Consider the following 19,859-nt stretch of genomic DNA (forward strand, 5'->3'; position numbering starts at 1 on the left):
CGGCCGACGTTACGGTCTTTCGCTACCGTGGCGGCACATCAGCGGCGAGCGCGCCGCATTCCCGCGGTTTTCGGGCGATACGGCCGACGTCGGCCATCGCACATGGCGACGGAGCGGTTATGATCGTCGCCATGACAATCCGAATCGGAATCGGCGGTTGGACCTATGCGCCGTGGCGCGGGACCTTCTATCCGGACGCGTGGCCGCAGAAACGCGAACTCGACTATGCCGCATCGAAAATGACGGCGATCGAGATTAACGGGACCTATTATTCGAGTTTCAAGGCGCAGAATTTTGCGAATTGGGCCAAAAGCGTCCCCGACGGCTTCGTTTTCACGCTGAAGGCGTCGCGATATTGCACCAATCGCAAGGTGCTGGCGGAGGCGGGGGAATCCGTCGCGCGGTTCGTGGGGCAGGGCATCGTCGAACTCGGCGACCGGCTGGGCCCGATCCTGTGGCAGTTCATGGCGACGAAGCGGTTCGAGCCCGACGACATGCGCGCGTTCCTGGCGCTGCTGCCCAAGAACCATGACGGCGTCGCGCTACGCCATGCGGTGCAGGTGCGCCACGACAGCTTCGCCGACCCGGCATTCGTCGCGATGGCGCGCGCGGCGGGGGTCGCGATCGTCCACGCCGATTCGCCGGACTATCCGGCGATCGCGGACGTGTCGGGCGACTTCGTCTACGCGCGGCTGGAGAATGCGGTGGAGGACGAACCGACAGGGTATAGCGCAGCGGCGATCGACCGATGGGCGACGATCGCGCGCCAGTGGGAGGCGGGCGACCAGCCGGATGGACTGCCCTATGCCAGCACGGAGGGGCCGCCCAAATCACCGCGCGACACGTTCGTTTTCTTCATCAACGGCGCCAAGGTGCGCGCGCCGCAGGGCGCGATGGCGCTGATCGACCGGGTCGGCTGAGCCCACCCGGGGGGCCGTTACAAGCCGTCGGTCGCGGTAACCGCCGGTGCAGTTGCGGACGGCGCGGGCGCGGCCATGGCGGGCGCGGGGGCCGGCGCCGGCATGGTCAGCGCGGTCGTTTCGATCCGGTCGAGCGCTTGGCGCGCGGCGACGTAGCGGTTGGCCGCGGTCAGCCAATTGCCGGCGTTGCGTGCGCCGGGCAGGCGCATCACCTCGGCGCGCGCAGCCTCGACCTGCCCGCCCTCGAGCAGGCGGCGGGCACGGGCGAGGCGATCGGCGGGCCGCGGCGACGGCGTGTCGGCGCGACGCAGCACGATCAGGCTGCCGAGTTCCTGGCGCAGGCTTTCGAGCCAGCTGCCCGCGTCCACCGTCTGGATCTGCGGCGCGATCGCATCCAGCCCCTGGCGCAGATCCTCGAGCGTCACCGGCTGACGCGACGCGCCGATCACCTCTGCCACCGCGCGCGACTGGGTCGCACCGAAACGGGTGCGCAGCTGTTCCTCCAGATAGCCGAGGCCGGTGCCGCGATCGAGCGCGCGGCGGGCGGCGACCGCGACCAGCACGCCTTCCGCGCGCGCGGCCTGCCCCGCAGCGGCATTCGCCTCGCTGGTGACGGCGGCGGTGCGCGCTTCGAGTGCGGTCAGCTGTCCCGCGAGCGCCGCCTCGCGGGAGGCGAGCGCGGCGGCATCGGGCGTCACCACGTCGCCATTGGCGTTGACCGGCTGCGCGGGCGAGAAACCGGTCGGCTCCGCCACCGCCTGCCGCTTCGTCTGCGACGTGCCGCCGCCCAGCCACGCGACGCGCTTCATCGCATAGACGGTAAGGCCGATGCCCGCGACAAAAGCGAGCAGCGCCAACAGGATGACGATACCGGCTTGGATGCCGGTTCGCGGGGCGCGCGAACGCATCGCGTCGATCGGCACAGGGTCGGTCATGCCGTCTTATCCCCGCCCCCCGCCGCAGGGTCAATCGCTAGTGCAAGCGCGACGAGGGCGGCATCGTCGGGCGTGGAAATGGCGGCAACGCGACGCCACCCGTCGCCCGCCGCGGCGGCGACCGCCGCGCTGATCGCGGCGATACTGACGGTGCGCCGCGCGTCGGGTGCGATCAGCGCCGCGACCCGGCGGGCCGCGCGCGCGGAATGGAGCAGCACGACACGGCCCGTCGCCGCCGCCGCGAACCCGTCCGCAGGCAAGACCTCGCTGGCGTAGACGATCGCCATGGCCGCCCCGGTCGCGATATGATCGCGGCCGGCGAGGTGGATCGGGCGGACGAGGCCTGCGTGCCGCGCCGCCGTCAGCACCGCCGCGACATCGCGGTCGCCGACGATCGCGACCCGCAATCCCGCGTCGCGCGCCGCGGCGGCGGTCGCGTCGCCGACCGCGACGACGGGCAGGTGGGCGAGCGCCGCCAGCCCCGCCCCGGCGTGCCGGACCGCCTGCGCGCTGGTCAGCAGCAGCGCGTCGCAGGCGGCGGCATCGGGCGGCGTCCAGGCGACGGGCCGGACCGCGAACAGCGGCCAGCCGATCGCATCGCCGCCGTCCCCAGCCGCCGCGCGCAATCGGGCGAGCGTGCGGGCGTTGCCGGGTTCGGGACGGACGACGAGGAAACCCATCAGCCGCCGAACAGCCGCCGGACCGGGTCGGGCGCGCGCGACAGCAGGTCGCCGGCGAGCCCGGCGGCGATCGCCTCGCCGATCAGCCCCTCGGCATGGCCGTCGACGAAGGCGCTCCCATCCTCCGCGAGCAGTTCGGCACGCAGCGACAGCGTCGCCCCCGCGGCCGAGGCGAGCGCGGCGACGGGCGAATGGCAATCGGCGCGCAAGGCGGCGAGCAGCGCGCGTTCGGCGCGGACGCAGCGGCTGGTCACGTCGTCGTCGATCGCGCCGACGATCGCCTGTGCCGCCGCATCGGCGCTGCGCACCTCGATCCCCACCGCGCCCTGCGCCGGGGCGGGCAGCATCACATCGGTGGGGATGGCATGGCCGATCGTATCGCGCCCCAACCGATCGAGCCCCGCGGCGGCGAGCAGCGTCGCATCCGCCTCCCCCGCCGCGAGCTTGGCGAGGCGGGTATCGACGTTGCCGCGGAACAGCACGATCGACAGGTCGGGGCGCAGGCGCAGCAGCTGCGCGCGGCGACGCGGCGAGCTGGTACCGACGACCGCGCCATGCGGCAGCGCGTCGATCGCGTCCGCGCCGATCAGCCGGTCGCGCACGTCGGCGCGCGGCAGCATCGCGGCGATGACCAGCGCCTCCGGACGGAGCGTCTCGACGTCCTTCATCGAATGGACCGACGCGTCGATCTCCCGGTCGAGAAGCGCGCGGTCGAGTTCCTTGGTCCACAGCGCCTTGCCGCCGATCTCCGCGAGCGCGCGGTCCTGCACGCGGTCGCCGGTGGTGCGGATGACGACCAGTTCGATCGCGTCGACGGGCCAGCCGTGGCGCGCGCACAGGGCATCGCGCACCATGTTCGCCTGCGTCAGCGCCAGCGGCGAGCCGCGCGTGCCGAGTTTGAACTTGATCGCCATCGTTGCATCCATCCACACCCTCACCCTTCCGCGCCTTCGGCGCCCCCTCCCTCTCCCGCCGGGAGAGCGAAGGGGCCCGCCCGGCGCAGCCGGGTGGGAAGGGTGAGGGTCGTCCCTCGTTTCATTAGCCATGCCCAAACCCCCACCCTTCGACAACCTCCGTACGGCGCGATAGAAGGCCGGCCATGCCCCCCCGGATCATCCTTGGCCTCGAATCCTCGTGCGACGAAACCGCAGCGGCGCTGGTCACCGGCGACCGGCAGGTGCTGAGCCACCGGCTGGCGGGACAGGAGGCGCATCACGCGCCGTTCGGCGGCGTCGTGCCGGAAATCGCGGCGCGCGCGCATGTCGAGGCGCTGGAGCCGCTGGTCGCCGCCGCGCTGGCGGACGCGGGGCTGACACTCGATCAGATCGACGCGGTCGCGGCGACGGCGGGGCCCGGGCTGATCGGTGGGGTGATGGTCGGGCTGGTCACCGGCAAGGCGCTGGCGCATGCGGCGGGCAAGCCGTTCGTCGCGGTCAACCATCTGGAGGGCCATGCGCTGAGCCCGCGATTGTCCGACCCCGACCTCGCCTTTCCCTATCTATTGCTGCTCGTGTCGGGCGGGCATTGCCAGCTGCTGCTGGTCGAGGGGGTCGCACGCTATCGCCGGATCGCGACGACGATCGACGACGCCGCGGGCGAGGCGTTCGACAAGACCGCCAAGCTGCTCGGCCTGGGCTTTCCGGGTGGGCCGGCGGTGGAGCGCGCCGCCGCGCTGGGCCGACCGATCGTGCCGTTGCCGCGCCCGCTGAAGGGATCGGCCGAGCCGCATTTCAGCTTCGCGGGCCTGAAGAGCGCGGTCGCGCGCGCGGTCGGCCAGCACACGCCCGAGGATATTGCCGCATCGTTCCAGGCGGCGGTGGTCGATTGTCTGATCGACCGCACGCGGCGCGGGATCGCGGGCATCGACGCGACCGCACTGGTCGTCGCGGGTGGGGTCGCCGCCAATGGCGCGGTGCGCGGGGCATTGCAGGCGCTGGCCGCCGAGCACGGGCTGCGCTTCGTCGCGCCGCCGCTGTGGCTGTGCACCGACAATGCGGCGATGATCGGCTGGGCGGGGGCAGAGCGGTTCGCCGCCGGGCTGACCGACCCGCTCGACACGCCGGCGCGCGCGCGCTGGCCGCTCGACCCCAAGGCGGATGCCGTGCGCGGCGCAGGAGTGAAGGCATGAGGATCGGCGTGATCGGCGGCGGGGCGTGGGGCACCGCATTGGCGCAGGTGGCGGCGTATCGCGGCGAGCCCGTGACGCTGTGGGCGCGCGAGTCGGAGGTCGTCGCGGGGATCAACCGCCATCATGAGAACCAGCTGTTCCTGGCGGGCGTGCCACTGTCGCCGTCGATCCGCGCGACGGGCAGCCTGGGCGATCTGGCGGGATGCGACGCGTTGCTGGTCGTCGCGCCGGCGCAGCATGTCCGTGCGGTGCTGGCGGAGACGGCGGTGGGCACGACGCCGCTGGTGCTGTGCGCCAAGGGGATCGAGGCGGGCACGCGCCTGCTGGTCGGCGAGGTGGCGCGCGCGGTGCATCCGCGGGCGCCGGTCGCCGTCCTGTCCGGCCCGACCTTCGCGCACGAGGTCGCAGGCGGCCTGCCGACCGCGGTGACGCTGGCGGCGGCGGACGAGGCACTGGGCCGCGCGCTCGCGGCGCGGATCGCGGCGCCGCACTTCCGCCCCTATGCCAGCGACGACGTGATCGGCGCGGAGATCGGCGGCGCGGTGAAGAACGTGCTCGCCATCGCGTGTGGCGTCGTCGAGGGCGCGGGGCTGGGCCAGAACGCGCGCGCCGCGCTGATCGCGCGCGGCTTTGCCGAGATGACGCGCTTCGGCCTGGCGCGCGGGGCGCGGGCGGAGACGCTGGCGGGCCTGTCGGGGCTGGGCGACCTCGTCCTAACCTGTTCGTCGACGAGCAGCCGCAATTTCTCGCTGGGCGTTGGCCTCGGCCAGGGGCGCGCGGCGGCGGACCTGCTCGCCGACCGGCGGACGGTGGCGGAGGGCGCGTTCACCGCGCCGGTGCTGCGCGAGGCGGCCGGCGAGGCGAGCGTCGAGATGCCGGTGACCGAGGCGGTGTGCCGGTTGCTGGACGGCGAGCCGCGCGAAAGCGTGATCGGCACATTGCTGGCGCGGCCTTTGCGACGCGAGTAAGTCGCTGGCAACGCGCAGGAATTACCGCGAGTCTTGACAGAATTGACACCTGATCGCGCAATGTCGTTACGCGATCCTGTACGATTGTGATGAGAAAGAGCGGACGCCCTCGTCCTATCACAAAGCGATGATGTAGGAAAATTCTTCGGCGTTGCCCATGACGGTCATCGCAGCGCCTGCCCGGCCAGCGCGCCGCAGTCGGCGTCGGTGGCGAGCGGGCCTTGATGGCCGGTGATCGCGCGGCCGATCGCCTTGAAGATATTGCCCACCGACTTCGTCTCCTTCGGCACCACCAGTCGCGGCGCGCTGAGCGTGCCCGACAGGGTGGCATCGCCGGGCAGACGCAGCAGGCTGTGGCGCTTGGGCGCGCCGGTCAGGCGGATCGCGATGGTTTCGGCGGGGAAGACGATGCTGCCCGTGCCGCGCATCGCGCTGAGGCTGGTGTCGACGACCAGCGGCCGGACGGTGCCGCGCCCCTGCGCGACGGCGAGCCCGAGAACGACGCAGCGCAGCCGCGCGCGGTCGGCATCGTCGGTGGTCAGCGCGCGGCCGGCGTCGAAGCCGAGCGCGGCGGCATATCTGGCGGGCAATGCGCCATCCTGCACGACGAGGCCGATACGGCCATCGGCCCGGCCGATCGCGGCGCGGATCGTGTCGCCGCGCCCAGTCAGCCGGGCGCGCGCGCGAATGCGGCCCGCGACGTCGCCCTGCCCGGCGAGCAGTTCGAGCCGGCTGCCGATCATCGCAAGGTCGAGGCGCAGCGTCGGATGCGCCGCGCCGCCGCGCTGGTCGACGATCGCGCGGCCCGCGGCGCGGCCCCCGGCGAGGCGGATGGCGAGCGGCGCGACGACGAGCCGCTGGTGGTCGAGCGCGAGCGTCCCCGCGAGCGCGGTGACGCCGGTATCGCCGCCGCCGCTGACGACGCGGGCGATGCGCACCGCGATCGTGCCGTCGGTCGAATCCATGTTGGCGAGGCTGATCGGCGTGTCCGGCACGACGCGCGGGCCGATTCGCGCCGCGTCGGCGCGCGCCGCCGCCCGGCCGGCGTCGGAGGCGAGATCATCGAAATCGAAGCGGTGCGACGCGACGGCGCCGTCCAGCTTCGTCCGGCCGTCGCGTTTCAGCACGGTGAGCCGGCCGGCGATGTCGGAGCGGCCGATCGTCCCCTTGAGGTCAGTGATCGTCCAGTCGGGCGCGTCGTGGCGGACGTGCGCGGCGAGCGCGACGGGCTGCGTCCCGAACAACCCCGCCTCGATCACCGCATCGACCAGCTTGAGGTCGGCGGCGCGGGTGGTGAGGTCGATCGTCATCCGGTCGGTGTCGAGTGGGCGGTCCATCGTGCCGCGCGCCGCCATGCGCAGGGCGGGGCCATCGATCCGCGCGGTGAACGGCCATGGGCCCGGCCGCGCCATCGCCACCGATGCGCCGGCGATGGCGAGGCGGACGGGGGTGCCGCGGATCGTGCCTGTACCATGCGCGCTGAGGCCGCGCGCATCCGAGACGAAGGCGACGGTGGCGGCACGGTCACGCTTCGCATCGCGATAGCGGATCGTGGCATTTGTGACGGTGAGGCCCCGAAGGTCGGTTGACGCGCCGCCGCTCTCCGCCGCGCCAGGCCGCGACCAGTTGGTGCGGCCGTCCTTTGCGCGGACGAGCGCGAGCGAAAGGCCGGTGACGCGGATGTCGCGCGGCCTGAACGTGCCGGTTAGCAGCGGCCAGACCGGAAAGGTGACGCGCGCTTCGGCAAGGCGCAGGAAATCGCCCGTCCCCGCCCAGTCCGCCTGCGGGATGCGCACGTCGCGCACCGCGATCGTCGGGGTGAAGCCGATCGTGTCGATCCGTGCGATGCTGCCGATCGCGACGGGACGGCCGAAGCGCTTGGTCAATCGATCCGCGACGACGCCGCGCAGCAGGCCCCACGGGAAGAGCGCGACGAGCAGCAGCGCAAGGGCGAGGATCGCGACGACGATGGCGGCGATCCGCCCGGCCCTGTTCATATCCCCCTGCCCATCGCGACGCGACGCGCGACGCGGGCGTTGGTTCCGGCGCAGCTGTTCGACACGATGGGCGAGCGTCCTGTCAGGGCGCGGGGATTCACCCCGCGGACGCGTCCGCCCCGGCCGCGTGTCAGAAATCGATCGCGATACCCTTCAGCTCCCAGTCGCCGTAGCGGACGGGGTCCTTGCCGAGCGGATCCTCCGCCGGGCGATCGGTCGCCTGCGGCTTGGGCACCGGCGGGTTCTTCGACAGATAGGCGGGCGGCTTCAGGTGCGCGGGGCGTTGGCCCATCATGCGTCTCCGGGCTAAGGGCTGCTGCTTCACATCGGTATTTCGATCAGGAACGCAAGTTTGGCCCGTCCCCCCTTCGGTAAAAATTCCGCCCCGGCGAAGAGCGCCGAACCGCTCGGCACGGCGAGCCGGCGCGCCGCGCTGAGGCTGCTCGACGCGGTACTGCGGCGGGGCGAACCGCTGGAGGCCGCGCTGGTGACGGCGACGCGGCATATCTACGGTCCCGACCGGGGCCTTGCCCATGCGATCGCGGCGGAGGTGCTGCGCCGGCTGCCCGACCTCGACGCGATGATCGATTCGGTGACCGAGCGGCCGTTACCCGACGATGCCAAGGCGCGCATGGCGCTGCGCATCGCTTTGGTGCAGGCGCTGGTGCTCGGCACGCCGCATCATGCCGCGATCTCCACCGTCCTACCGCTGGTCGAGGGGGGACCGCGCAAGCTGGTGCACGGCGTGTTCGGCGCGATCGTGCGCGCGGGCGTGCTGCTGCCCGAGACGCCGACGCTGCCGCCGTCGGTCGAGGCGCGCTGGCAGGGCACATGGGGCGAGGCGATGGTGGCGGGGGCGGAAGCCGCGATCGCCGCGCCGCCGCCGCTCGACCTCAGCCTCGCCGATGCCGGCGAGACCGCGCACTGGGCGGCGGCGCTGGGCGGCACCAGCCTGATGCCCGGCCACGTCCGGCTGCACGACCCCGCGCCCGTCGCCGACCTGCCCGGCTATGCCGAGGGAGCCTGGTGGGTGCAGGATATCGCCGCGTCGATCCCCGCGCGACTGCTCGCCGAGCAGGGCGGCGAAGGGGCGCGCGCGATCGACCTGTGCGCGGCGCCGGGGGGCAAGACGCTGCAGCTCGCCGCGGCCGGTTACGGCGTCGCGGCGGTCGACGTCTCGCCGAGCCGGATCAAGCGACTGCGCGAGAACCTGTTCCGCACGCGACTGAAGGCGGAAGTGATCGCCGCCGACGTCTTGCTGTGGCAGCCGGACGCGCCCGTCGACGCGGTGCTGATCGATGCGCCGTGCAGCGCGACGGGCATCTTCCGCCGCCATCCCGACGTCCTCTACCGCGCGCACGATCGCGTCGTCGCGGAGATGGCGGCGTTGCAGGCGCGCATCTTCGCGCGGGCTGCGGATTGGGTGAAGCCGGGCGGCAGCCTGGTCTATGCGACGTGCAGCCTGGAACGCGCGGAGGGCGAGGACCAGCTGGCGCGGTTCCTGAGCGCGCGCGACGATTATGCGATCGACCCGCCGGGGGCGGAGACGCTGCCCGCCGGGGTGCCGGTGGCCGAGGGCGGTTATGTGCGCACGCTGCCGGGGATGCTGGCGGAGGCGGGTGGGTGCGACGGGTTCTTCATCGCGCGGTTGCGGCGGCGGGGGTGATATCCTCCCCGCTCGCGGGGAGGATATTGGCGCTCCCGGTTGTATTCACCACGTCTGGGACTAGAGAACCCGTCATGCCGCAGCCCGTCCGTATCGCCCCATCGATCCTGTCCGCCGATTTCGCCAAGCTGGGCGAGGAAGTCCGCGCGATCGATGCGGCGGGGGCGGATTGGATCCATATCGACGTGATGGACGGGCATTTCGTGCCCAACATCACGATCGGCCCGGCGGTGGTGAAGGCGCTGCGCCCGCACACGACCAAGCCGTTCGACGTCCACCTGATGATCTCTCCGGTCGATGCGTATCTGGACGCCTTTGCCGAAGCGGGCGCCGACACGCTGACCGTCCATCCCGAGGCGGGGCCGCACGTCCACCGCACCGTCCAGCACATCAAGTCGCTGGGCAAGCGCGCCGGCGTCGTGCTCAACCCGGCGACGCCCGCCAAGATGCTCGATTACCTGATCGACATGGTCGACCTGGTGCTGGTGATGAGCGTCAATCCCGGCTTCGGCGGACAGAGCTTCATCGACAGCCAGCTGAGGAAGATCGCCGCAATCCGCAAGATGATCGATGCGAGCGGCCGCGCGATCGACCTAGAGGTCGACGGCGGCGTCGATGCGGGCCACGCCAAGCGCTGCATCGAGGCAGGGGCGGACGCGCTGGTCGCGGGCACCGCGGTGTTCCGGGGCGGGCCCGGCGCCTATGCGGCGAACATCGCGGCCTTGCGGGGATGAACGAGGACCTGCCGCCGAACCTGGCGCCCGATTCGATCCAGGAGGGCCGGCGGTTGATGCGCGTCGGCGGCGACCGCGGGCTGAGCCTTGCCGAGCGATTGTCGGAGCATTTCCACCGGCTGACGTGGCGCACGCCGATCCACGGCATGCGGCTGAAGGGCCGATACCCGCTGAAGCTGATCGCGGTGCCCGACGATCCGATCCTGGGCGACGTGAAGCGCGGGCAGGCGCTGCTGCGCGGCGAGATCGCGTTCCGCGGCGCGGCGCAGCCGATCGACGGATTCGATTTCCGCCGCCGCGACTGGGGCGCGCCCTTCGCCGATTACGTGCACAGCTTCGCCTGGCTGCGCGACCTGTCGACCGTCGCGACGCGCGCGCAAGGATCGCCGATCGCCGAGCATCTGATGGGCCGCTGGCTCGCCGATTATGCCGACAAGGTCGATGCGCTGGCGTGGCGGCCCGATCTGTGGGGGCGGCGCATCCTGTTCTGGACCGCGCACGCGCCGCTGATCCTGTCGTCGACCGACCTCGTCTATCGATCGAGCGTGCTCAACACGCTGGCGCGCGGCAGCCGGCACCTCGACCGCGGCGCGGACAAGGCGCCGCCGGGCAGCCCGCGGATCGCCGCCTGGTGCGGCGTCGTCGCGGCGGGGCTGCTCATCCCCGGCGGCGATCCGCGCCGGGCGTTCGGCGAGGCGGGGCTGGCGCGCGCGCTCGAGACCGGGCTGAGCGACGATGGCGGATCGGTGTCGCGCAGCCCGGCGATGCTGCTCGACACGATCCAGCTGATCGCGACGCTGCGCGAGGTCTATGCCGCGCGGCGCGAGGATTTGTTCGCCCCGGCGCAGGACGCGATGGCGCGGATGGTGCCCGCGCTGCTCGGCGTGATGCACGGCGACCGCACTTTGTCGAGCTGGCAGGGCGGCGGCCCGGGCACCGCGGACCAGATCGCCGCGATCATCGAGGCGAGCGGCGTGCGCACGCGCCCGCTGCGCCAGGCGCGCGACTGGGGGTATCAGCGGCTGGCGGCGGGATCGGCGGTGCTGATCGTCGACGCCGCGCCGCCGCCGGTGGCGAAGATGGTGGCGGGCGGCTGCGCGTCGACATTGGCGTTCGAATTTTCGGACGGGCCGGCGCGGATCATCGTCAATTGCGGCGGCGCGCGCGCGGCGCTCGCGCAGGTCCCCAAGGACCTGGCGGAAGCGCTGCGCACCACCGCGGCGCATGCGACGCTGACCCTATCCGACAGCAATTCGACCGCGATCCTGCCCGACGGTACGCTTGGCCGCGGCGTCGCGGAGGTCGAATTGAGCCGCCAGGAATCGGACGCCGCCAGCCGGATCGAGGCGAGCCACGACGGCTATGTCCGCCGCTGGGGCTTCGTCCATCGCCGCCAGCTGATGCTGACCGGCGACGGGCGCGAATTGCGCGGCGAGGACGCGCTGTTGCCGCAGGGACGCAAGCGCAAGAGCGGCAACACCGGCTTCGCGATCCGTTTCCACCTGGGTGCGGGGGTCGAGGCGTCGGCGACCGCGGACGGGCTGGCGGCGATCCTGCGGCTGCCGGGGGGTGCTTTATGGCAGTTCCGCTGCCGCGGCGGGACGCTCGGCATCGAGGAATCGCTTTGGATCGACGGCGAGGGACGGCCGGTGGCGACGCAGCAGCTGGTGGTGTCGGGCGAGGCGCCCGCAGGCGGCGCGAACGTCAGCTGGGCGCTGAAGCGCGCGATCTGAACGGCATGGCCCGTCATCCCCGCGGAGGCGGGGATCCAGAGACGCCGATGCTGCGGCTGGAAGCGTGAGGCCAGCCAGTCTGGATCCCCGCCTTCGCGGGGATGACGTCTTTGGAGGCATCATCTGTCGACCTCGCAGCTGTTCCTGCGCGCCATCCGCGGCTAGGGGGACGCGCGACAGCCAAGGAGTCCCCATGTCGACGATCCCCATCCGCCGCGCCCTGCTCTCCGTGTCCGACAAGACGGGCATCGTCGACCTCGCGCGCGATCTTGCGGCGAAGGGGGTCGAACTGGTGTCGACGGGCGGCACCGCCAAGGCGCTGCGCGAGGCGGGTCTGGACGTGCGCGACGTCAGCGACCTGACCGGCTTTCCGGAGATGATGGACGGGCGTGTCAAGACGTTGCACCCGATGGTGCACGGCGGGCTGCTCGCGGTGCGCGACGATGCCGCGCATGCCGCGGCGATGCAGGAGCACGGGATCGGCGCGATCGACCTCGTCGTCGTCAACCTCTACCCGTTCGAGGCGACCGTCGCGCGCGGTGCGGATCGCGACACGGTGATCGAGAATATCGACATCGGCGGCCCGAGCATGGTGCGCTCCGCCGCGAAGAACCACGCCTATGTCGCGATCGTCACCGATCCGGCGGATTATGCCGCGCTGGCGAGCGGCGAGACGAACCTGGCGCAGCGCCGGCGGTTCGCGGCCAAGGCGTTCGCCGCGACCGCCGCCTATGACGGCGCGATCGCGCGCTGGTTCGGCATCGTCGACCAGGGCGAGGCGTTCCCGCGCGTCCTGCCGCTGACGCTGACGCGCGCCGCACCCCTACGCTATGGCGAGAATCCGCATCAGTCGGCGGCGTTCTATACCGCGGGCGACGGCGTCGCCGGGATCGGCCAGGCGCGGCAGGTGCAGGGCAAGGAACTGTCGTACAACAACCTCAACGATGCGGACGCTGCGCTGGAGCTGGTCGCCGAGTTCCGTGACGCGGCGCCGACCTGCGTGATCGTCAAGCACGCCAATCCGTGCGGCGTCGCCACCGCGGACAGCCTGGAGGCGGCCTATGCCGAGGCGTTCGCGTGCGACACGGTGTCGGCGTTCGGCGGGATCATCGCGGTCAACCGCCCGCTGGACGGCGCGACCGCGCGCGCGATCACCGGCATCTTCACCGAAGTCGTCGTCGCGCCGGATGCCGATGACGAAGCGATCGCGCTGTTCGCCGCGAAGAAGAACCTGCGTCTGCTGCTGACCGGCGACCTGCCCGATCCGCGGCGGGGCGGTCTGTTCGCCAAGTCGATCGCGGGCGGCTGGCTGGTGCAGGATCGCGACGCGGGCGTGCCGGGCGACCTGACCGTCGTGACCAGGCGCCAGCCGACGCCGCAGGAGCTGGCCGATTGCCGCTTTGCCTGGACGGTGGCGAAGCACGTCAAGTCGAACGCGATCGTCTATGCCAAGGACGGCGCGACCGCGGGCGTCGGCGCGGGCCAGATGAACCGGCTGGAATCGGCGCGGATCGCGGCGTGGAAGGCGAAGGATGCGGCGGACAAGGCGGGCTGGGCAAGGCCGCGCACGATCGGTTCGGCGGTGGCGTCGGACGCGTTCTTCCCGTTTGCCGACGGGCTGATGGCGGCGGTGGAAGCGGGCGCGACCGCCGTGATCCAGCCGGGCGGATCGATCCGCGACGACGAGGTGATCGCCGCCGCCGATGCGGCGGGCCTGGCGATGGTGTTCACGGGCATGCGCCACTTCCGCCATTGATCCTCTTGCCCCGGGGGACGAACGCGTCATGCCTCGACGGGGGCGACGCGGGGTTCCTCCGGGTCGGGGAGCGGCGGCACGCGGGCGAGCCAGGCGCCGCCCGCGAGCGCGAGCAGGGCAAGCACGATGCAGAAGGCGGTGACGCCCGGCCAGCCGCGGTGCGTCCAGGCGAACCCGCCCGCCGAACCGAGCACGCTGGAGCCGAGGTAATAGAAGAACAGATAGATCGCCGCCGCCTGCCCGCGGTTGCGGCGGGCGCGGCGGCCGACCCAGGCGCTGGCGATCGAATGCGCGCCGAAGAAGCCGATCGTCACCAAGGCGATGCCGATGACGACGAGCGCCAGCGGCGTCGCCGCGCCGATCGCGAGGCCGCCGAGCAGCAGCAGCACGGGCACCCAGAACAATCGCCGCCGCCCGACGCGCCCGGCGAGGCTGCCGAACCAGGCGGAGCTTAGCGAGCCGAGGATGTAGAGCAGGAACACCGCGCCGACCGCCGCCTGGCTGAGCGCATAGGGCGGCGCGACGAGGCGGAAGCCGGCGTAATTGTAGACGGTGACGAAGACGCCCATCAGCACGAACGCCTCCGCATAGAGGATTGGGAGCGCGGCGTCGCGGAACAGCGCGGCGAGCCCACCGCCGCCCCGCGCGCCGGGCACGAACCCGCGCGACGCCGGGGCGAGGCGGCGGAACGTCTCCGCCATCGCCAGCCCTGCGATGCCGACCGCGGCGAGCGCCCAGCGCCAGCCGGCGACGTCGGAGACGAGACTGGCGACGAGGCGGCCGCCCATCCCGCCGATGCCGCTGCCCGCGATGTACAGACCCATCGCCGCGCCGACCGAATCGACGTGCACCTCCTCGGACACATAGGCCATCGCCACCGCAGGGACACCGGCGAGCGCGAGGCCGGTGAACAGGCGCAGGGCGAGCAGACCGTGCCAGCCGGGCACCACCGCGGCGGCGAGCGTCAGTGCGCCCGCGGCGAACATCGCCGCGACCATCATCGGCCGCCGCCCGATCCGGTCGCTGGCGACACCGGCGAAGAGGATGCCGATCGCGAGCGGCCCGGTGGCGAGCGAGACGGCGAGCGACGATCCTTCCGCGCTCAGGCGGAATTCGCGCGCGAACAGCGGCAGCAGCGGCTGCACCGCATAGAGCAGCGAAAAGGTGGAAAAACCCGCGAACAGCATCGCCAGCGTCAGCCGGCGATACGCCGCGCTGCCCCGGCGATGGAGATCAGAAGCCGCTGAGGAAGGCGGCGACATTGGCGCCGAGCGCGTCGACGGCATATCCGCCCTCCATGATGATCGCCGTCGGCCAGCCGCATGCGGCGATGTCCGCCGCGATCCGCGCGTAATCGTGTGTCGCGATGCGGAAGGCGGAGATGGGATCGCCCTCCCACGTGTCCGCGCCGAAGCTGACGACGAGCAGGCCGGGATCGAAGCGCACGATCGCCGCCAGCGCGCGCGCCTGTGCGGTGCGAAAGGCGACGGCGTCGGTGCCGCGCGGCAGCGGCAGATTGAGTGTCATGCCGGCCCCGTCGCCCTCGCCCGTCTCGTCGGCGTGACCCCAGTAGAAGGGGAAGTCGGTCGCCGGATCGGCATGGAGCGAGGCGTAGAAGACGTCGCCGCGCGCCCAGAAGATATCCTGCGTGCCGTTGCCGTGGTGATAGTCGATGTCGAGGATGGCGACACGCGCGACGCCGGCATCGCGTGCCGCCTGCGCCGCGATCGCGGCATGGTTGAGGTGGCAATAGCCGCCGCAATAGTCCGCGCCGGCATGATGGCCGGGCGGGCGGCACAGCGCGAAGGCGGCGCGTTCCCCCGCCAGCACAGCGCGCGTGGCGGCGAGCGCAGTCTGCGCGCTGGCATAGCTCGCCGCCCAGCTGTCGGGTGTCAGCGGTGTGACGCTGTCCATCGCGTGCGCGCCGAGCAGCGCGTCGACCCGCGACAGGGCGAGCGGCCGGCGGCGCGCGACGGGAAAGGCGTAAGGGATGGCATCCCCGCGCCGCCCCGCCTCGCGCCACAATCGCGGCACGGCCTGCAGCGCTGCGCAATAGGCCGGGCTGTGCACCGCGTGGATCGGTGCGATCCCCTCGTCCGCCGGCACCTCTGCCGGGCCGATCGCGGCGAGGATGGTCGCGATCCGCGCCGGCACCTCCGCATACGGGGCGAGCGCGCCATTATGAAATTCGTGGCGCGGCGCGTGGCGCGCCTGATCGGGATGGTGGAAAATCCTCATGCCGCCGCCTTCGCGCGTCTCGCCAGCACCGCCATGCCGGCCAGCCCCGACGCGATCGACCCGGCGAGCACGCCGACCTTGACCCGGTCGAGCATCGCAGGATCGGCAAACGCGAGACCGCCGATGAACAGGCTCATCGTAAAGCCGATCCCGGCGATGAGGGCGAGGCCGTAGAGTTGCCGCCAGCTGACGCCGTCCGGCCGCCGGGCGATGCCGGTCCGGTCGGCGAGCCAGATCGCCGCGAAGATACCCGCCTGCTTGCCGACGAACAGACCGAGCGCGACCCCGAGGACGAGCGGTTCGGCAAGCGTCGCGACGCCGACGCCCGCCAACGGCACGCCGGCATTGGCGAAGCCGAACAAAGGCACGATCGCGAAGGCGACCCAGGGCGACAGCGCATGTTCCAGCCGGTGGAGCGGCGATACGCCGGGATCGGGCCGACCGGGCGGCGCCTTCAGCGGGATCAGCGCGGCGGTGACGACGCCCGCGATCGTCGCGTGGATGCCCGACACGAGGATCGCGAGCCACAAAGCGGCAAAGCCCGCGAGATATGGCGACAGCGCCATGACGCCGCGCCGATTGAGCGCCCACAGGATCGCGACGATCCCCGCCGCGGCGGCGAGCGCGCCGACGTCGATCCGGTCGGTATAGGCGACCGCGATGATCGCGACCGCGCCCATGTCGTCGACGATCGCGATCGTCGCGAGCAGCAGCTTGAGCTGCGGCGGCACGCGCGAGCCGAGCAGCGCGAGGACGCCGATCGCGAAGGCGATGTCGGTCGCGGCGGGGATCGCCCAGCCGGGGCGAAGCGCGGGGCCGGTGCCCGCAACGGCGAGGAAGACGAGCGCGGGCGCGATCATGCCCGCCGCGGCGGCGAGAATGGGCAGGCGACGGTCGGCCGCATCGGCAAGCTGTCCGTCGACGAGCGCGCGCTTGATCTCCAGCCCGACGAGCAGGAAGAACAGCGCCATCAACCCGTCGTTGATCCACAGATGCACGCTCATCGGGCCTAGCGCGGGCGCCAGCACCGGGCCGGTTTGGTGGTGCAGGAATGCGGCATAGCCGGGCGCGGTCGCGGGCCAGTTGGCGAAGACGAGCGCGGCGAGCGCGGCGCCGATCAGGACGATGCCGCCCGTCGCCTCTCCCGACAGGATGGTGCGCAGCGCCGAAGGCGCCCGATGGGGCAGGATGCTCATCCCCCTTCGCGTACCGCCTGCGCGCGTGGAGGCAAGCGCAACCCGCCACGGGCCTGAACCAACGCCAGCGCCCAGACGACGACGCCACCGAGCGCGAGCCCACACCCGACCCAGCCCGTCGCGGTCCAGCCGAGCCCGGCGGCGATCGCGAGGCCGCCGAGCCACGGCCCGATCGCATTGGCGATGTTGAACGCCGAATGGTTGAGCGCGGCGGCGAGCGCCTGCGCATCGCCGGCGACGTCCATCAGCCGCGTCTGCAGCACGGTGGCAAGCGCGCCGCCGAAGCCGATCGCAAAGACGTCGAGCGTCACCAGCGGCAGGCTGTGCGCGGCGAGGGGATAGAGCGCGAGGCAAGCGGCGGACCAGAGCAGCAGCACACCGGCGGTCGGCATCAGCGCACGATCGGCGAAGCGCGGCACGATCAGGTTGCCGAGCGTCATGCCGATACCGAAAGCGGCGAGCACGAACGGCACGACGCTCTTGGGCACGCCCGTCACCGCATCGAGCGTCGCCGCCAGATAGGTGTAGACCGCGAACAGGCCGCCGAAGCCGATCGCGCCCGTGGCGAGCGTCAGCCACACCTGCGGCCGGCTGAGCGCGCCCAGCTCGCGCAAGGGGCTGGCATCGGCGTCGGGCGCCTCAACCGGCGCGAGCGTCGCGACGAGCGCGGCGGTGACGAGCGCGAGCCCGGCGACGAGCGCGAACACCCAGCGCCAGCTCGCGATCTGGCCGAGCCAGGTCGCGAGCGGCACGCCGACGATCGTCGCGACGGTGAGGCCGAGCATCACGCGGCCGACCGCCTGCGTGCGCCGCTCCGCGGGCACCAGCGATGCGGCGACGAGCGCGCTGATCCCGAAATAGGCGCCATGTGGCAGGCCCGCGAGAAAGCGGAAGGCGAGCATCCAGCCGTAGGAGGGCGCGAGCGCGGACAGGCCGTTGCCGATCGCGAACAGCATCATCAGCGCGACGAGCAAAAGCCGCCGCGGCAGTTTCGCCGCCAGCACCGCGATCGTCGGCGCGCCGACGACGACGCCGAGCGCATAGGCGCTGATGACATGACCGACGGTGGGCGCATCGACGCCGAGCCCGCGCGCGAGATCGGGTTCGAGGCTCATCGCGGCGAATTCGGTCGTGCCGATCGCGAAACCGCCGACCGCGAGCGCGAGATGGACGAGGCCGGGATGCTCCGCGGCGTGGGAACGTAAGGTCATAAATGTTGCCCTGGCTGGCTTTGCTGCGATGCAGCAAGCCAACGTGGGCGGAGAGTGGCGGTTCCCCGGTTTCCTTCCCGCAGGCGGGAGGGGAACAGGTCAGGCCGCCTTCGCGAGTGCCTCGGCGATCAGCTTGCGGCTGTTGTCGATGCCGTAGAGCGCGATGAAGCTGCCCATGCGCGGGCCCTGGCTGGAGCCGAGCAGCGTCTCGTACAGCGCCTTGAACCAGTCGCGCAGCTCGGCGAAGCCAGCCGTCTTGCCGATCTCGTAGACGATGTTCTGGATGTCTTCCGCACTCGCGCCGGGCGGCAAGGCGGCGAGATCGGCGTCGAGGCGGCGCAGCGCGTCGACCTCGACCCCCTCGGGTGCGCGGCGGCTGAGCGTCGGCGCGACGAAATCGCGCGCATAAGCGAGCGCGTGGCCGATCAGCCGGTCGAGCGCGGGATAGGCCTCCGGCGTCGCATCGGCGACGTAATTGCCCAGATACCCCCACACCTGCTCGCGCGTCGCATCGCCGCCCATCACGCCGACGAGGTTGAGCAGCAGGCCGAAGGTGACGGGCAGCGTCTCCGTCGGCACGTCGCCGGCGTGGATGTGGTGAACGGGGTTGCCGAGCTTTTGCGGCAGCTCCTGCGTCGGGTAATTGCCGCGAAACTGCCAATAGTCGTCGACCGCGCGCGGGATGACGCCGAAATGCAGCTGCTTCGCCTTCTTGGGCTCGCGATAGGCGAAGAAGGCGAGGCTTTCCTCGGGGCCATAGGTCAGCCACTGGTCGATCGACAGGCCGTTGCCCTTCGACTTGGAGATCTTCTCGCCCTTTTCGTCGAGGAACATCTCGTAGTTGAAGCCTTCGGGCGGGCGGCCGCCGAGCACGCGGGCGATCTTCGACGACTGGACGACCGAATCGATCAGGTCCTTGCCCGCCATTTCATAGTCGACGTCGAGCGCGACCCAGCGCATCGCCCAGTCGACCTTCCATTGCAGCTTGGACAGGCCGCCGAGCGCGGACTGGACGATGCGCTCGCCGCTTTCATCGGTGAAGGCGATCGTCCCCGCCTCGGCATCGACGACCTCGACCGGCACCTGCAGCACGACGCCGGTCGTCGGGCTGATCGGCAGCACCGGCGAATAGGTCGCGCGCCGCTCGGCGCGCAGCGTCGGCAGCATGACGTCGAGGATCGCCTGATAATGGCGCAGCACACCCTTCAGCGCCTCATCGAAGCGGCCTTGCGTGTAATAATCGGTCGACGAGGCGAAGTCGTAGTCGAAGCCGTAGCGGTCGAGAAACTGGCGCAACATCGCGTTGTTGTGCGCGGCGAAACTGTCGAACTTGCCGAACGGATCGGGGATGCGCGTCAGCGGCTTGCCGAGATGCTCGGCGAGCATCGCGCCGTTGGGCACGTTGTCCGGCACCTTGCGCAGGCCGTCCATGTCGTCGCTGAACGCGATCAGCCGCGTCGGCTGGTCGCTCAGTTCCTTGAACGCGTTGCGCACCATCGTCGTGCGCAACACTTCGTTGAACGTGCCGATGTGCGGCAGGCCCGACGGGCCGTAGCCGGTCTCGAACAGGATCGGCGCATCGCCTGGCTTGCCGTCGGGCCAGCGCTTGAGGAGCTTGCGCGCCTCCTCATAGGGCCAGGCCTTGGATGCGAGCGCAGTGGTGCGAAGGTCGTCGGTCATGATGCGCCGGGGGACTA

Annotated in this window: 17 protein-coding genes; 7 read left to right on the top strand and 10 right to left on the bottom strand. The window is 71.7% G+C overall.

The features are described from left to right. The first annotated feature begins 119 nt into the window (after positions 1-119). The gene (locus DM480_RS06630; RefSeq protein WP_115378128.1) at positions 120-920 is read left to right on the top strand and encodes a DUF72 domain-containing protein; all 801 of its coding nucleotides are present in this window, start codon (positions 120-122) and stop codon (positions 918-920) included. A gap of 17 nt (positions 921-937) precedes the next feature. Here DM480_RS06630 and DM480_RS06635 read toward each other — a convergent pair whose 3' ends face one another. The 3 genes from DM480_RS06635 to hemC are packed head-to-tail and all read right to left on the bottom strand — an operon-like array spanning position 938 to position 3,449. Then, entirely contained in the window at positions 938-1,855 is a 918-nt protein-coding gene (locus DM480_RS06635; protein ID WP_232834152.1) for a hypothetical protein, read from the bottom strand. Next, complete coding sequence (locus DM480_RS06640) at positions 1,852-2,535, bottom strand: uroporphyrinogen-III synthase (protein ID WP_115378129.1); 684 nt, start codon at positions 2,533-2,535, stop codon at positions 1,852-1,854. The genes DM480_RS06635 and DM480_RS06640 overlap by 4 nt, the downstream gene beginning before the upstream one ends. Next, the gene (gene hemC, locus DM480_RS06645; RefSeq protein ID WP_232834153.1) at positions 2,535-3,449 is read right to left on the bottom strand and encodes a hydroxymethylbilane synthase; all 915 of its coding nucleotides are present in this window, start codon (positions 3,447-3,449) and stop codon (positions 2,535-2,537) included. Before hemC ends, DM480_RS06640 begins: the two co-directional genes overlap by 1 nt. Before the next feature lie 185 nt (positions 3,450-3,634). Between hemC and tsaD the strand changes: the two genes are divergently transcribed. Further along, positions 3,635-4,663 (top strand): tRNA (adenosine(37)-N6)-threonylcarbamoyltransferase complex transferase subunit TsaD, encoded by a 1,029-nt coding sequence (gene tsaD, locus DM480_RS06650; protein WP_115378131.1) that lies wholly within the window; start codon positions 3,635-3,637, stop codon positions 4,661-4,663. Beyond that, a complete protein-coding gene (locus tag DM480_RS06655) occupies positions 4,660-5,631 on the top strand; it encodes an NAD(P)H-dependent glycerol-3-phosphate dehydrogenase (protein WP_115378132.1) in 972 nt (323 codons plus the stop codon). Before tsaD ends, DM480_RS06655 begins: the two co-directional genes overlap by 4 nt. A 164-nt stretch (positions 5,632-5,795) precedes the next feature. On the opposite strand, the gene DM480_RS06660 is transcribed toward DM480_RS06655, so the two are convergent. Next, positions 5,796-7,628 (bottom strand): AsmA family protein, encoded by a 1,833-nt coding sequence (locus DM480_RS06660; protein WP_115378133.1) that lies wholly within the window; start codon positions 7,626-7,628, stop codon positions 5,796-5,798. Positions 7,629-7,758: 130 nt separating this feature from the next. After that, positions 7,759-7,920 (bottom strand): DUF1674 domain-containing protein, encoded by a 162-nt coding sequence (locus DM480_RS06665; RefSeq protein ID WP_115380946.1) that lies wholly within the window; start codon positions 7,918-7,920, stop codon positions 7,759-7,761. 60 nt (positions 7,921-7,980) lie between these two features. On the opposite strand from DM480_RS06665, the gene DM480_RS06670 reads away from it, so the two are divergent. The 4 genes from DM480_RS06670 (at position 7,981) to purH (ending at position 13,517) form a co-directional block, all read left to right on the top strand. Continuing rightward, entirely contained in the window at positions 7,981-9,294 is a 1,314-nt protein-coding gene (locus tag DM480_RS06670; RefSeq protein WP_198665914.1) for a transcription antitermination factor NusB, read from the top strand. A 74-nt stretch (positions 9,295-9,368) separates the two neighbouring features. Beyond that, positions 9,369-10,028 (top strand): ribulose-phosphate 3-epimerase, encoded by a 660-nt coding sequence (gene rpe, locus DM480_RS06675; RefSeq protein WP_115378135.1) that lies wholly within the window; start codon positions 9,369-9,371, stop codon positions 10,026-10,028. Further along, positions 10,025-11,761, top strand: a complete 1,737-nt coding sequence (locus tag DM480_RS06680) for a heparinase II/III family protein (RefSeq protein WP_115378136.1) — start codon at positions 10,025-10,027, stop codon at positions 11,759-11,761. Before rpe ends, DM480_RS06680 begins: the two co-directional genes overlap by 4 nt. A gap of 193 nt (positions 11,762-11,954) precedes the next feature. Continuing rightward, positions 11,955-13,517, top strand: a complete 1,563-nt coding sequence (gene purH, locus DM480_RS06685; RefSeq protein WP_115378137.1) for a bifunctional phosphoribosylaminoimidazolecarboxamide formyltransferase/IMP cyclohydrolase — start codon at positions 11,955-11,957, stop codon at positions 13,515-13,517. Positions 13,518-13,543: 26 nt separating this feature from the next. On the opposite strand, the gene DM480_RS06690 is transcribed toward purH, so the two are convergent. The 5 genes from DM480_RS06690 to DM480_RS06710 form a co-directional block, all read right to left on the bottom strand. Continuing rightward, on the bottom strand, positions 13,544-14,704 hold the full coding sequence (locus tag DM480_RS06690) for an MFS transporter (protein ID WP_232834154.1): 1,161 nt from the start codon (positions 14,702-14,704) through the stop codon (positions 13,544-13,546). A gap of 46 nt (positions 14,705-14,750) precedes the next feature. Further along, a complete protein-coding gene (locus DM480_RS06695) occupies positions 14,751-15,755 on the bottom strand; it encodes a histone deacetylase family protein (RefSeq protein ID WP_115378139.1) in 1,005 nt (334 codons plus the stop codon). Further along, entirely contained in the window at positions 15,752-16,951 is a 1,200-nt protein-coding gene (gene nhaA / locus DM480_RS06700; protein WP_115378140.1) for a Na+/H+ antiporter NhaA, read from the bottom strand. The genes DM480_RS06695 and nhaA overlap by 4 nt, the downstream gene beginning before the upstream one ends. Beyond that, positions 16,948-18,162, bottom strand: coding sequence for an MFS transporter (locus DM480_RS06705; RefSeq protein WP_115378141.1), 1,215 nt, complete (start codon positions 18,160-18,162; stop codon positions 16,948-16,950). The genes nhaA and DM480_RS06705 overlap by 4 nt, the downstream gene beginning before the upstream one ends. 99 nt (positions 18,163-18,261) lie before the next feature. Continuing rightward, positions 18,262-19,842 (bottom strand): lysine--tRNA ligase, encoded by a 1,581-nt coding sequence (locus DM480_RS06710; protein ID WP_115378142.1) that lies wholly within the window; start codon positions 19,840-19,842, stop codon positions 18,262-18,264. Between the last annotated feature and the right edge of the window lie 17 nt (positions 19,843-19,859).

The organism is Sphingomonas sp. FARSPH, assembly GCF_003355005.1.
Taxonomy (GTDB): domain Bacteria; phylum Pseudomonadota; class Alphaproteobacteria; order Sphingomonadales; family Sphingomonadaceae; genus Sphingomonas.

Coding starts and splice junctions, on each gene's coding strand:
- rpe (WP_115378135.1), top strand. CDS start 9,369: ATGCCGCAGCCCGTCCGTATCGCCCCATCGATCCTGTCCGCCGATTTC.
- tsaD (WP_115378131.1), top strand. CDS start 3,635: ATGCCCCCCCGGATCATCCTTGGCCTCGAATCCTCGTGCGACGAAACC.
- DM480_RS06635 (WP_232834152.1), bottom strand. CDS start 1,855: ATGACCGACCCTGTGCCGATCGACGCGATGCGTTCGCGCGCCCCGCGA.
- DM480_RS06695 (WP_115378139.1), bottom strand. CDS start 15,755: ATGAGGATTTTCCACCATCCCGATCAGGCGCGCCACGCGCCGCGCCAC.
- DM480_RS06655 (WP_115378132.1), top strand. CDS start 4,660: ATGAGGATCGGCGTGATCGGCGGCGGGGCGTGGGGCACCGCATTGGCG.
- DM480_RS06640 (WP_115378129.1), bottom strand. CDS start 2,535: ATGGGTTTCCTCGTCGTCCGTCCCGAACCCGGCAACGCCCGCACGCTC.
- DM480_RS06665 (WP_115380946.1), bottom strand. CDS start 7,920: ATGGGCCAACGCCCCGCGCACCTGAAGCCGCCCGCCTATCTGTCGAAG.
- DM480_RS06660 (WP_115378133.1), bottom strand. CDS start 7,628: ATGAACAGGGCCGGGCGGATCGCCGCCATCGTCGTCGCGATCCTCGCC.
- purH (WP_115378137.1), top strand. CDS start 11,955: ATGTCGACGATCCCCATCCGCCGCGCCCTGCTCTCCGTGTCCGACAAG.
- DM480_RS06690 (WP_232834154.1), bottom strand. CDS start 14,704: ATGCTGTTCGCGGGTTTTTCCACCTTTTCGCTGCTCTATGCGGTGCAG.
- nhaA (WP_115378140.1), bottom strand. CDS start 16,951: ATGAGCATCCTGCCCCATCGGGCGCCTTCGGCGCTGCGCACCATCCTG.
- DM480_RS06680 (WP_115378136.1), top strand. CDS start 10,025: ATGAACGAGGACCTGCCGCCGAACCTGGCGCCCGATTCGATCCAGGAG.
- DM480_RS06705 (WP_115378141.1), bottom strand. CDS start 18,162: ATGACCTTACGTTCCCACGCCGCGGAGCATCCCGGCCTCGTCCATCTC.
- DM480_RS06630 (WP_115378128.1), top strand. CDS start 120: ATGATCGTCGCCATGACAATCCGAATCGGAATCGGCGGTTGGACCTAT.
- DM480_RS06710 (WP_115378142.1), bottom strand. CDS start 19,842: ATGACCGACGACCTTCGCACCACTGCGCTCGCATCCAAGGCCTGGCCC.
- hemC (WP_232834153.1), bottom strand. CDS start 3,449: ATGGCGATCAAGTTCAAACTCGGCACGCGCGGCTCGCCGCTGGCGCTG.